The 12,866-nt window shown below is 41.9% G+C and carries 14 protein-coding genes; 7 read left to right on the forward strand and 7 right to left on the reverse strand.

All coding sequences use genetic code 11. The annotated features are described in order from the left end of the window. Positions 1–98 precede the first annotated feature (98 nt). Positions 99–2,000 (reverse strand): molecular chaperone DnaK, encoded by a 1,902-nt coding sequence (gene dnaK, locus VF06_RS29955; RefSeq protein ID WP_099072331.1) that lies wholly within the window; start codon positions 1,998–2,000, stop codon positions 99–101. Positions 2,001–2,488: 488 nt separating this feature from the next. Continuing rightward, positions 2,489–3,310: an SDR family oxidoreductase gene (locus tag VF06_RS29960; RefSeq protein WP_099072332.1), complete on the reverse strand. Its 822-nt coding sequence runs from the start codon at positions 3,308–3,310 to the stop codon at positions 2,489–2,491. Between the two features lie 357 nt (positions 3,311–3,667). On the opposite strand from VF06_RS29960, the gene VF06_RS29965 reads away from it, so the two are divergent. Further along, positions 3,668–3,976 (forward strand): type II toxin-antitoxin system HigB family toxin, encoded by a 309-nt coding sequence (locus tag VF06_RS29965; protein WP_099072333.1) that lies wholly within the window; start codon positions 3,668–3,670, stop codon positions 3,974–3,976. Between the two features lie 93 nt (positions 3,977–4,069). Next, a complete protein-coding gene (locus VF06_RS29970; protein ID WP_099072334.1) occupies positions 4,070–4,501 on the forward strand; it encodes a helix-turn-helix domain-containing protein in 432 nt (143 codons plus the stop codon). Between the two features lie 202 nt (positions 4,502–4,703). Here the strand turns inward: VF06_RS29970 and VF06_RS29975 are convergent, their stop codons facing one another. From VF06_RS29975 to VF06_RS29990, 4 genes are all read right to left on the reverse strand, one after another. Further along, complete coding sequence (locus VF06_RS29975; protein WP_099072335.1) at positions 4,704–5,312, reverse strand: HEAT repeat domain-containing protein; 609 nt, start codon at positions 5,310–5,312, stop codon at positions 4,704–4,706. Positions 5,313–5,562: 250 nt separating this feature from the next. Further along, the gene (cpeA, locus tag VF06_RS29980) at positions 5,563–6,057 is read right to left on the reverse strand and encodes a C-phycoerythrin subunit alpha (RefSeq protein ID WP_099072336.1); all 495 of its coding nucleotides are present in this window, start codon (positions 6,055–6,057) and stop codon (positions 5,563–5,565) included. 79 nt (positions 6,058–6,136) lie between these two features. Continuing rightward, positions 6,137–6,694: a phycoerythrin subunit beta gene (gene cpeB / locus VF06_RS29985; protein ID WP_099072337.1), complete on the reverse strand. Its 558-nt coding sequence runs from the start codon at positions 6,692–6,694 to the stop codon at positions 6,137–6,139. A 476-nt stretch (positions 6,695–7,170) separates the two neighbouring features. Further along, complete coding sequence (locus tag VF06_RS29990) at positions 7,171–7,338, reverse strand: NblA/ycf18 family protein (protein WP_099072338.1); 168 nt, start codon at positions 7,336–7,338, stop codon at positions 7,171–7,173. A gap of 326 nt (positions 7,339–7,664) precedes the next feature. Here VF06_RS29990 and VF06_RS29995 point away from each other — a divergent pair, with 326 nt between their 5' ends. The 3 genes from VF06_RS29995 (at position 7,665) to VF06_RS30005 (ending at position 10,188) form a co-directional block, all read left to right on the forward strand. After that, positions 7,665–8,258, forward strand: a complete 594-nt coding sequence (locus VF06_RS29995) for a phycobiliprotein lyase (protein WP_099072343.1) — start codon at positions 7,665–7,667, stop codon at positions 8,256–8,258. Then, the gene (locus VF06_RS30000; RefSeq protein ID WP_244918027.1) at positions 8,259–8,891 is read left to right on the forward strand and encodes a hypothetical protein; all 633 of its coding nucleotides are present in this window, start codon (positions 8,259–8,261) and stop codon (positions 8,889–8,891) included. A 529-nt stretch (positions 8,892–9,420) separates the two neighbouring features. Next, positions 9,421–10,188 (forward strand): phycobilisome rod-core linker polypeptide, encoded by a 768-nt coding sequence (locus VF06_RS30005; RefSeq protein ID WP_099072339.1) that lies wholly within the window; start codon positions 9,421–9,423, stop codon positions 10,186–10,188. A 234-nt stretch (positions 10,189–10,422) separates the two neighbouring features. Here the strand turns inward: VF06_RS30005 and VF06_RS30010 are convergent, their stop codons facing one another. Then, positions 10,423–10,935, reverse strand: coding sequence for a hypothetical protein (locus VF06_RS30010; RefSeq protein WP_099072340.1), 513 nt, complete (start codon positions 10,933–10,935; stop codon positions 10,423–10,425). 401 nt (positions 10,936–11,336) lie between these two features. Between VF06_RS30010 and nfi the strand changes: the two genes are divergently transcribed. After that, the gene (nfi, locus tag VF06_RS30015; RefSeq protein ID WP_099072341.1) at positions 11,337–12,002 is read left to right on the forward strand and encodes a deoxyribonuclease V; all 666 of its coding nucleotides are present in this window, start codon (positions 11,337–11,339) and stop codon (positions 12,000–12,002) included. A gap of 108 nt (positions 12,003–12,110) precedes the next feature. Continuing rightward, entirely contained in the window at positions 12,111–12,698 is a 588-nt protein-coding gene (locus tag VF06_RS30020; RefSeq protein WP_099072342.1) for an FHA domain-containing protein, read from the forward strand. The last annotated feature ends 168 nt before the right edge of the window (positions 12,699–12,866 follow it).

The following is a 12,866-nucleotide window of genomic DNA, read 5'->3' on the forward strand; positions in this document are numbered from 1 at the left end:
TCTAACTCCTAACTTATTAAAAAAAATCCCACCCAAGAAAAACCTTGGATGGTTAATATGAAGTGGGGCAAAATAATCTTCCCGAAAAAATAGGAGAATTATTTGCTTTCTGTAAAATCAGCATCAATTACATCATCACCGCCACTAGCAGAAGAAGAACCGCCATCTTGAGGTTCAGCGCCAGGAGTAGCACCGCCACCAGCTTGTTGATAGATGTTGCTACCAACGGCGAACAAGGCTTGTTGCAATTCTGGGGTCAGTTTCTTGATTTGTTCATCGTCTTCTTTAGCAATTGCTTCCCGCAGTTCTTTCACCAAACCATCGACTTTGGCCTTGTCAGCGGCGGGAACTTTATCGCCCAATTCTTGTAGCTGCTTTTCAGCTTGGTATGCTAAAGAATCGGCTTGGTTCTTGCGTTCGATTTTCTCGCGGCGTTCTTTGTCACTTGAGGCGTTTTGTTCGGCTTCTCTCACCATCCGGTCAACATCATTTTTATCCAGTGTGGAAGCGCCAGTGATGCTGATGGACTGTTCTTTACCAGTACCTTTGTCTTTAGCGGTAACGTTGAGGATACCGTTAGCGTCGATGTCGAATACGACTTCAATTTGAGGGACGCCACGTGGTGCGGGAGGAATGCCATCGAGGCGGAAGGTTCCCAAACTCTTGTTATCAGCAGAGAATTCGCGTTCGCCTTGGAGGACGTGAATTTCTACGTTGGTTTGACCATCCACAGCAGTGGAGAATACTTCAGATTTCTTGGTGGGAATTGTGGTGTTGCGGGGGATAATTTTGGTCATCACGCCGCCCAATGTTTCCACACCCAAAGATAGAGGTGTGACATCTAACAACAAGATGCCAGTAACATCACCAGCTAATACCCCTGCTTGAATTGCTGCGCCTACTGCCACAACTTCATCAGGGTTAACGCTTTGGTTGGGGTCTTTACCCAATACCTGCTTCACAATCTGTTGGACTGCGGGAATACGAGTAGAACCACCAACTAACACTACTTCATCAATATCGCTCTTGCTTAACTTCGCATCGCGGAGAGCGTTTTCTACAGGGATACGGCAACGGTCGATTAAATCAGAGCAAAGTTCTTCAAACTTAGCGCGGGTTAGGGTTGTATCCAGGTGCTTTGGCCCGTCCTGGGTAGCGGTGATGAATGGCAGGTTAATTTCTGCTTGGGTGACGCTAGAAAGTTCAATTTTTGCTTTCTCTGCGGCTTCAGTCAGACGTTGTAAAGCTTGCTTATCTTTGCGTAAATCAATGCCTTCGTCTTTCTTGAACTTTTCAGCCAAGAAGTCAACTATTTTCTTGTCGAAGTCGTCACCACCAAGGTGGGTATCACCAGATGTGGCTAACACTTCAAAAACTCCATCGCCTACTTCCAGCACGGATACGTCGAAGGTACCACCACCAAGGTCAAATACCAGAATTGTTTCGTTGCTCTTTTTGTCAAAACCGTAAGCTAGAGAAGCGGCTGTTGGTTCGTTGATAATCCGCAGAACTTCAATACCTGCAATTTTACCAGCGTCCTTTGTTGCTTGCCGTTGGGAGTCATTGAAGTATGCCGGAACTGTGATTACTGCTTGGGTTACAGTTTCACCAAGGTATTTGCTAGCATCTTCAACCAGTTTGCGGAGAACTTGTGCAGAAATTTCTTCTGGAGCAAATTGCTTACCAGCGCCTGGTGAGTCTAGCTTGACATTGCCGCCGCTGCTAAGGACTTTGTAAGAAACTTCAGTAGTCTCTTTAGTTACTTCGTCAAAGCGGCGTCCAATAAAGCGCTTGACAGAGTAAAACGTATTTTCGGGGTTCATCACCGCTTGACGTTTGGCGATTTGACCAACCAAGCGATCGCCATTTTTGGCAAATGCAACCACTGATGGTGTTGTCCGAAAACCTTCCGCATTAGCAATAACTGTGGGTTTACCACCTTCCATCACTGCCACGCAGGAGTTCGTTGTACCTAAGTCAATTCCAACTACTTTTGCCATTTTAGGTGCTGGCTCCGTATAACTACAAATGAATGAATGAGAATATTAAGGACTAAATTTTCAACCAACAGGGTTAAGAAATCAGCCAGTTCAGCATTAATACCTTAATTTGGCTTTTTCTGGGGATTAAGACTCCAGACTATGCTGATATATATATTGAGATCCATGAAGGGTGGTTTACCGAACCTTTATTGGAACGGTCAAGCTAACTCAATAGTTTTTAAGTTGATTCATGGATCGATTTGCTTTCACTTCGTCTAATGTATGAGAATTAATACTTTAAGTAATTAGGGTGAACCGTAACATCTGAGTGGTGTTTGCCGTCTTTGGAGGTAACAAATTACGGCATTAGTCATTAGTCGTTAGTCATTGGGCCTGGGGAAAGGAAAAAGGGTAAGGGGAAAAAGGGAAAGATTAAATTTATTCCTTTTCCCTTTAACCTTTAACCTTTTACCCTGCCTCAAGAGCCTCCCTCCCCATCTCCCTACTTACTCAATGCCAGAAAAAAGACTTCCCCAGTCAATCACACTTGGTCTTTGTCCCTTATTGACTATTTCAAAAATTTTCCTAGAAGTATTTGGATAAAAAAGACACTCGACACAAGCGTTTGCTACGTCAATTCGGCTGGCATCACCAATAAGTGTATCTCCTGTATCAAGTACCACACCGTATTTCCCGCTGGTTTTTGCCCTGAGGAGGGTGTTGAGGTCGTATGAACTATAAGGCCCATCAATCAAACGTCCTGGGCGGATTATGGTGTAGGGTAATCCTGAATTCATGATGGACTCTTCACCCTTTTGTTTGGCATCCAAGACGCCGAATGCATTAAGAATGCTAAAAGGAAACTGATTTTTACGAAGAATTCCGCAGGAGGAGACGAAAACAAATCGCTGCAAATTTTGAGGTGCTGCTGCTACAAGATTGCTCGCACCTTCAGCATCGATTTTTGCTGGACTATTCTTTGCCTTTGCTTGGCTAGATTGGGGGTTAAGAAAAGTTAAACCCCATTCAATTAAGTTCGGAGATTGCTCAAACTCCCATCTAGTAGAGGGAAAGGCTGTGGTTCCAGTACAACATATAATTTGCGTGACATTTGATGTTGCTGCTGGTAGGGTAGCGGGTTGACGGGTATCACCAACAACAATTTCCACTTGCTGATTAAACATTTTTTCAGCTTTGGCGGCATCCCTTGTCAGAACGCGAACCCTAAGACCTTTTTCCAACAACTTGCTTACCACAAGTTGTCCTACTCCACCAGTAGCACCAGCAACTAGTACCAAATTCTCAACTGACGCTTCCAAAGAAGTCATAAAGTTTTCTTGAGATAGTCTATTGCTAATCTAACGTGAGTTCTATGGGTATCATGTACGCCCAATTAGTCGAATCAAAACACCTCTCTCTAGTGTTTACTACGTAAAATCCATTGCCATTGAGCTGCACTTTTTTTTGCTTTGATGCACTTCGCAATTTCCTTTGCACCAATTTGCAAAGGAAAAATACTCACAAGGCAAACACTTGTGCTTTACTTCGCAATTTGCTAAGATTATCTCAACCTTATTATTAAGGTTTTCAATTTTTCTGGACTATACAACAACAATTTTTTTGGACTATACACACAAGGAGAAAAAGCCTATGTATTTTATAAACAATAAAGGACAACCTTATATATGCGTATTATTACAGAAACCAGACTCAATAAAGCTTGTGAAAAGTACCCAGATGCTGAACCTAGTATACGAGCATGGAAGAAGCTTGTAAAAGCGCAAGACTGGAATAGTTTTGCTGATGTCAAAGCTACTTCTGTTTTTGCGCCTGACCAAGTAAAAAACTTCGTCATTTTTGATATTGGAGGAAATAAATATAGGCTAATAACCTGTATTAACTATAAAACCAAAGTTATATATATTCGTGAGTTTCTTACTCATGCAGAATACGATAGAGATAAATGGAAGAATGACGAATGGTTTGATAGCTAGCACTAGTTAAAAGCAATCAATTAGGTAAAACTAAGATTGGTATCTTACCAATCTTAGTCCTAATAATTAAGCAACTAATTCCATAATGAAGAAATGTTATATCATTACACCAGCTACACAGAATTACTTACATATTTTCCCCCGCGCCCGATAAAACATGAAGAAGATTTAGAAAAAACTCAAGCAGTTGTCGATAGTCTACTTGATAAAGGAGAACTAACAGAATCAGAAGAAGATTATATTACTTTATTGGGACTTTTGATTCATGAATACGAATCAAAACAGGATTTGGTTCCAGATATTTATGGAGTAGAACTTCTCAAAGTTTTAATTGCCCAATTGAATCTTAAACAAAAGGATTTAGTTCCTATTTTTAAAACGGAGTCAATTGTTTCTGATGTACTTAAAGGCAAGCGTAAATTAACAGTTGAACACATTCAAAAGCTTGCAGAATTTTTCAATGTTTCACCTGCTGTATTCTTCCCAGACAATCCATTAGACAGAGATTTTTTAGAAGTAGCTTAGTTTAATATCCAAGCATCTACTAAAAAGATGGATAGTTACATCAGAAAGAAAAAATATTGGAAAATGAAAAGCTCCTAGTCTAAATCCACTAGGGGCTTTTCCATAGTTCTTATATTAGTACTAGTTTTAGCAACACACAATAACGGTAAAAAACCTTTTCATTTTTTTTGAGCCAGAAGTAATACAGCAAGCTTGGCGATCGCTACTTTCTGCTATATTTAATAACTTGATCTAATCGAGGTAAGGCACTCACCGCTGATTCTCGAACATACGGATCGACAGTTTCATCGTCAGTCAATGCTGTCAGTACTTCTACTCCTCGGACATCACCCATCGAACCGAGTGCATTGACAATTGCCACAGCTACCGCAACGTTATCTGTGGTTTTCAAAGCTTCAGTTAAAATTTCAAAGGCGGGAGAACCAATTTCACCCAAAGCCATCACAGATGCAATATATACAACACCATTTGTGTCGTTGAGTGCTGTTTTTAATCCTTGCAAGCCCTCTTCTGGAAAAGTTACATCTGGATGGTTGGCGGCTACTTGTGCTAAAGCTTTGGCACAACTACCCCGAATGGTAGCGTTATCGCTATTGAGCAATGATTCTACCAGTGCTGGCACAGCATCTACACCAATAGCACCCAAAGCCTTTACCGCAGCTCGACGATAAGTCACATCTTCTTCATCTAAAATACTCATCAGTCGAGGAATAGTATTTTCATCGCGGACTTCAGCTAGTTGCCACATAGCTCGTTCCCGCAGATTTGGGTTGGGGTGTTTTAACTGTTCAAATAAAGAATCTGTCGTCATAATAAAAACTTAAGTTCTAGTCAAAATATAGTAATTTAGGCTGCGAGTAGGGAGTATAAATATTCTATTTGAACGCAACTTAGTATCACCCCTAACTCCTGAATTCTGAATTCTGACTCCTGAGTTCTGAATTCTTTAAATAACAACTTAGGGACTCTAAGCCGATTACTCAACCTTATATGGGCAAAGCAATAGACTGAGAGTCCCTAGTTTTAGAGTGCAACGGTCGCTCGGCTACTCAATTGGCCTACTATGACAAGGAGTTAATTGCGTAGTCAAGAAGAGCGCGGAACTCTGTCAACGCTTGAGGAGACAAGTCGCGAGGAGAGCAAGCGCGATCGCGAATGAAGGTCAAAGCGGTAACATAGGGAGCGGTGGGCAGACCCAAAGAGCGATATGTTTCGCGAGCGCCTGCAATTCCCCACTCATCCAATGGGCCGGTACCACCAACAACTAAGCTGTAGTTGATCAAGCGTAGGTAGTGCTTGATGTCGCGGAGGCACTTGTCTTTCTTAACTTGGGTGTCGCCAGCTTCACCTGCTTGAGTCAAGTAAGGATATTTCTTAAATGCGGCATCGTAACCTTCTTTAGCTACAGCATCGATGTTAGAAGCCAGTTTGTTAGCAGCTTCTAAACGAGCAGTAGCACGTTGAATGCTACCTTGAACGGATTCTAGGTCAGAGGTGCTGGGAAAACGACCTGCTGCATCAGCAGCTGAAACAACTGTGGTGATAACTGATTTCATTGCTTTTTATACTCCAGATGGGATTTGATCGGGTTTTGATTTCACTTCGTTGGGCTAAATAGCCGTTAACTATGAGCTATTAGCTCAGAGCAGAAATAACGCGATCGAAGTAGCTAGCAGCTTCAGCAGCTAGAGCAGAGCAGTCGCCTTGGATAACTTCTAACTTGCGGAACTTAGAACCAGCGTTAGCTTCGGTGTTGGTGTTGGTGATGTGAGCAACAGCGATAGCTTTGAGGATTTGAATAGCACGTACAGTGGAGCTAATGGGAACTCCCAGAGCTGTGTAGGTTTCTTTCAATCCATTGATAGCGCGATCGTCTAATACGGAAGAATCACCAGCTAACAATGCATAGGTTACATAGCGCAGGATGATTTCGGTATCACGCAGACAAGCAGCGTGGCGACGAGTGGGGTACAAGTTACCGCCGGGTTGAATCAAACCAGTGTTTTCGCAAGCAATTCCAGCAATAGCATCAGAAACAGCGCAGCTAGCGTTGCTAGCGATCGCATTTACAGCATCCAGACGTTTGTTGCCCTCAGCAATAAAAGCTTTGAGAGCATCTAAGTCAGCACCACCAATAGCAGCACCTTTAGCATCTGCTGTAATTACAGCTCTGGAAAAAGCATCAAGAACCATGAGTTCTCCTTAATATTCACAAATGGCGGATATTATTCGTGGCCTAGTTTCGTCAGATGAACTGCGAGTAGCCAAAGTAAAACATAGGGGATTAGTAGTACCCTAGTCTTTTCTATGAGAGAGAAAGTAATAATCTGTAATATTTACTTTGGGCATTGGGTATGGAGATGAGGCAATACGGTTGGGTTAAAGGGGAAAGGGCAAAGGGGAAAGGTTTCAAATACATCCTTTACCCTTTACCCCTTAACCTTTTCCCAGACCACAAGGGAAGTTCACACTGCTTATCCGAACCGTACTGCCAGAGGGGGGAGACAAGGGAGAAAGATTGCTACCTTGTCTTCCTTGTCTTCCTTGTCTTCCTTGTCCCCTTGTCCTCTTCCCATGCCCCATACCTAAATATTCCATATCCAAAAAAATTAAGACTTATGCAGCCACAGCGTAAGTCTTAAGGAAAAATATTCTTTTTTGTCAGTGGCTTAGGCTTGTTTGAGCAGATGTTTAACCAAATTATCTTTCACCATCATCTGCCGTAAAACTTCTAACAAAAATTCCTGGGCTTCTTCTTGGCTCAAGTTCTTCACCTGGGCTTTCAAGTTTTGTAAGCGAAACTGTTGCTCTAAAGTTAATTCCATGGGAAATTCCATAAGATTCACTCCTCTAATTGACTGAATCGAAGGTGTTTGTTGTTACTGGTACTGTGAAGGCGTAGAGGTAGCATGTTGTATACATCACTTGAAAATAGTTTAGCATTGAGATATTAAAATGTCCACGTTGTCAAGTCATGAGAAATTAATATTATAAAAGTTTACATTTTTGTAAAAACATCCGGTTTGTGTTCCTTTGTCAGGAGTTTATTGAAGCAAAGCGCTGATGGTTGTAATGTTTAGAATGTTTATATACCAATAACTTTAAAAACAAAAAGCAAAGTCAACATCATCCGCTGGAGTCAAAGGTAGGAGTCAGAAGATTGATAGACGCAATGGAATTTTTTCAGCTAAGCGCTGGCAAATGGCGATCGCAACGTGTAACTCATCACCTGGCGTTCAAGCGCTCAGAAACAGGAGAATCTGATATAGAAGTGGAAACTCTGGCAGCCGATCATCCAGAAATCATCGAACTGTGCCAGTATCATCAGATTGACCCCAGTCTTTCAATAGGGGGGTCGCGGGTGCGTTGGCTAGGCACAATGGCTTGGGATAGAGAAGGTGAGGATAATCATCAAGGAAAAACCATATTTGCCATCGTGCCTGATGCTGATAACCCAAGGCAAGGCAAATTACTGCGAGAAAGAGGCTACGCGGAAATTGTACCTGTGGTCGGTCTTTTTCACATGGATGATGAAGATGGACTCGTGTTGACAACCGAATACGAAACAATGAGTTCCATTGAACGATTTTGGTTCGGCGGCCCGAATATTAGATTGCGAAGCAGTACAGTGAAACGGTTTGGTGGCTTTAGCACTGCATCCTTTTGCACTGAAACCCGCATAGAGTCTTCTTTGGAAGTTTCCAATACACAAGAGGTGACTTCTAAACAACAGTTTTATTCCGTTTTAGGCTGGTGAATGATTCTGAAGCAGACCGATGCTTTTTATCGCGGGCAAAATTATCTGCGTCTGGTACAGGGATTTGCTCTAGAACCAGGTATGGTGGACGTATTCGATAAAGAGCGCGATCGCATTGCCATTTGCACTTGGATAGGCAAAAACATTAACAGCGTCAACGCTACTATCAACACCTATCTGGAAGCCTGTCATCAGTGCTTTCATCCCCAAGAACGCCCTCACATCCAAATTTTCGCAGTACCCATCGCTCAATCTTTCGGTATTGACGGTCTGTGCAACATTCTCACAAACCCAATCACCATTTTGGTAGATGTCGGTCGAGTTGCTCCCAAAGACTGGTTCGGTATCGTTGTTCATGAATACGCTCATGCCCATGTAGGAGACTATGGTCACAATCAACAGTTTGCTAACATTCTGTCTCATCTGTGTTTAGGACTGGGATTAGAACCACCTTATTGGGAAACTGGAATGGAACAAACCTTGCGTAGCTGGCCTTACTGTCAGTCAACCATAGATCCCTTGGAATTTTGGATCGGAAAAGGCAGTGGGAAAGTGGGGCATGGGGGAGGCAGTGCAGTCTTGGGGTCTCCCCAAGTGGAGCAACTGCCGTCATGGGGCATTGGGCATGGGTAAGAGGACAAGGGAGACAAGGGAGAAAAATTACAACTTTATCCCCCCAGTCCCCAGTTCCCATTTATTAATTTATTTTGCGAAATGTTAAAAAATTTTGCCTCAGTTCAAAAAAGTGAAACTGAATCTCCTAATCTGAATTATGTGAACAAAGCTTCTACGTAAAATTTAGCTAAATCCAAAAAAACGCCATCCGGTAATAAATTTATAATCTGCGGTGGGGCATTTACTGGACTTGAAAGTCAGCTTCGGCATATCCTAAATACTAGTTGGATAGCTGAGAACTTTACACCGTATGCTTTGCAGAAAGTGTAGAAAATGCCACAAAGTCATTAAACTGGAAGCCCCAGTCAGTGGCTAAGGCTAGGAGTAGTCTCAATCCAGTGGATCGGCGCTATTTCTGACGAATACTTAAACACTTCTTGGTTAAGTTTCGTGAAACTTTATCAGAATCTCAGGTTCTGATCCAACTACGTCCCTTAATATGTGATTTAAAGTTGTTAACTTTAATTAAGAACATGGAGGCTTTAGAGTGGCAATTCCTCTGTTAGAATACGCACCTTCAAGTCAAAATCAGCGTGTAGCTGCATATGAAGTACCGGGTGACGAACAGCCCAGAATTTTTTCCACAGACAATCTGCTTTCTCCCTCAGATTTCGATGTTTTGATTGAAGCAGCATATCGTCAAATTTTCTTTCATGCGTTTGCTGCCGATCGCGAAACATATTTAGAGTCCCAACTCCGTAATGGACAAATTACAGTGCGGGACTTTATTCGTGGATTGGTACTTTCCAATACCTTTAAGAGAAGCTTTTACGACCTCAACAGCAACTACCGCTTTGTTGAGCAAGTAGTACAGCGAGTTCTAGGACGCGACGTATACAGCGAGCGGGAAAAAATCGCTTGGTCAATTGTAGTTGCTACCAAAGGTATCAAAGGCTTTATCGATCAAATACTCGACTCTGAAGAGTACCTGAGCAATTTCGGATACTCTACAGTACCTTACCAACGACGCCGAGTGCTGCCATCTCGCGCTGAAGGTGAGTTGCCTTTCAATATCAAATCTCCACGATATGACGATTACTACCGTGGCAAACTGGGCTTCCCCCAAATTATTTGGCAAGTGGAAGTACGTCGGTTCATCCCTCAAGAACAAAAGCCCAAAGCTGGCGATCCAGCCAATTTCTTGGCTTTGGCACAAAGTATCAATGCAAGTGGCAATGCTCCACAAAGGGTTTCGTCATTCAACATTGATATCAACAAGGATGTACCTTATCGCCAAATAGCAGGAATCAAATAACGATTTTTGCTCAACGGCTAGCTAGTAGATTTGTTTGATTATTTGATAGCGTGCATTAGTCCTGGGTTACGTAGGAGTTTCATTTAGGTATAACTAGTGAAACAGACTCTATCCCATGTCTAATGCACGCTAATCGTTTGTTTATAGGACTGACGCAACTTAGCGGTGTACTGAGTTTTTTCTCCAAATCAAATATGAGTTCTATAGCATCTAGAGTATGAAAAAAATATAATACTAACGTTCTTTAGAGACTATACAATTATCATTACTAATAGTTACTTTATTAATCAGAAAATTTGAACAAGTTGCTAAAATATCATTGATTATTTGATTGGCAATATTTTCAAAATCTTGGCTTTTTAAGTCGCGGACGCTATCACCATTTAAGTTAATAGAAACAGTTAGCATTTGAGAATTACTGCAAGACTCTTCATCATCTTCTTCTACTGGTGTTAAACCCAAATCAAATTCTTGACTCCAAGCTGGAAACTCTTTATCCATTTGTTGTCCGTAAATCTTCACTTTTTCAACAGATGCAGCCTTTAAATTACTTAATCCTCTACGGATAAATGCAACCCAGGTTTCCTGATTTGGTACTTCCGTAGATTCTAGTATTACCTCTAAGTAAGCATCCTTGAAAGCTACTTTTGCAGCGATCCCCTTTGGGAACAGATGGCGGTTCATTAAAGATGCGATCGCCTCCACATCTCCCTGTTTTGCAAGTTCCAGAATATTCAGCAGCGTCATAACCAGTAAAAGAGAAAATCCAAAGAAAATAACCTGATATTCTTAGGATTCCCCCAGGGGAGACTTAAGTAACATTATGATGCAACGTATCAACCAGGCAAAGCTTTAATGTCTAATATAAAAAAGGAGTCAGAATTCACAATTGGTCAATTTCCAACTGAGGATTTCTCAGACTTCAAGACCATATAGCAGTCCGATTTGATTAATAGACTTCTCTTAGAAGTTGGGAAAAGGGGAAAGAGAAAGGGGGTGCATGTTTTATTTTCCCTTTCCCCAATAAAGATGCATCCCTTTGACCACAACAGTGCAAAAAGCAATTGATTGCACTTTTGTCTAATAGACTTCTAAGAGAAGTGGGGAAAATGACTTTGATTAATATTAATTAAATTCCAGTTTTAATTATGAAGATTTATCAACATCATGCATGGCCTTCAACTGTGGAGGAAGCCATAGTTATTCAAGAACAGTTGCGAAATCAAGTAATTACATCAGATAAACTGCAAGAACCCGTGCAGTACGTCGCCGGAGTTGATATGGGTTTTGAAGCTGACGGTACCATTAGTCGTGCAGCTGTGGCAGTACTGAGTTTTCCTGACTTGCAAGTAATTGAGACGAGCTTAGCACATCGTCCTACTTCTTTTCCTTATATTCCTGGCTTCCTTTCATTTCGGGAAATACCTGCTGTCTTGGATGCATTGGAAAAAATTAAAACAATACCAGATCTAATTTTGTGTGATGGTCAAGGAATTGCCCATCCCCGGAGATTTGGTATAGCTAGCCATTTGGGAGTACTTGTGGATATACCGACAATTGGTGTAGCGAAATCATTATTGATAGGTAAGCATGAAGAATTACCAGAAACTAGGGGTAACTGGCGATCGCTCAGACATCAAGGTGAAATAATAGGAGCAGTTTTGCGATCGCGCACAGGGGTCAAACCTCTGTACGTGTCTAGCGGTCATCGAATTAGTTTAGCCACAGCAATTGACTATGTATTACGCTGCACGCCGAAATATCGTCTACCAGAAACTACACGGATTGCTGATAAATTAGCATCAGCAAGATAAAGGTTATTGAAGTTTTTTCTAAATACTTGCTTGCACCTACTCAATCATGTTAGGAATCGCACAGAAAGAAGTTGAAGTAGCTAAAATACAAGTTAAAAAGTTAGAACAATGAACGCACTAACTTTACAGTGGCACGATGCAGGTAAAGAACAAACACAGAACATTCACGAACAACAGCCAAGTAAAAATCCTGGTACCATCCGCATTGGTCGCGATCCTCTCCGGTGCGATATTGTTCTGAGCAATCCTACTGTATCTGGTTTGCATATTGAAATATTTTTTCATCCCCAGCAACAGCGCTTTTATGTGAGGAATTTGCGATCGCAAAATCCTCCACTGGTAGATGGACGCCAACTAATTCAAGGTGAAATGCCTTTATCCGAGGGTACTAATATTATTTTGGGACAAATACAACTCAAAGTTACTAGTATTTCCACAGATAACATTCCCGCAACAATTTTGATTCCACCACAACCAGCAGTGGCAAATCCCCATTCACCAGTTAATATCGCACATCACCATCACCATCACCATCACCAACATTTACCCACACCCTCCACACCACCAGGAGTTTATGGCTTGAAATGTCCCAAATGTCAAAAAGTTTCCCCACCAGAGAATCTGCAAATTGGCTGTCCTTGGTGTGGCACATCTTTGGCTGCCGCAGTGAGTGTGTTAGTAGCGCCTGGGAGTTAGGGAGTGAGAAGTTAAAAGTTAGGAGTTAGGAGTTAGGAGTTAGGAGTTACTATTCTCCTCTGCCCCCATGCCCAATGCCCCATGCCCTATCCGCCAGGATGACTATTAATGTACCGATAGCGCTGGCACTCTCAATACTGTATTCTCTGATAAATTAGTATCTGCAAA

The sequence above is a fragment of the Nostoc linckia z4 genome (assembly GCF_002608075.1).
GTDB lineage: Bacteria > Cyanobacteriota > Cyanobacteriia > Cyanobacteriales > Nostocaceae > Nostoc > Nostoc linckia.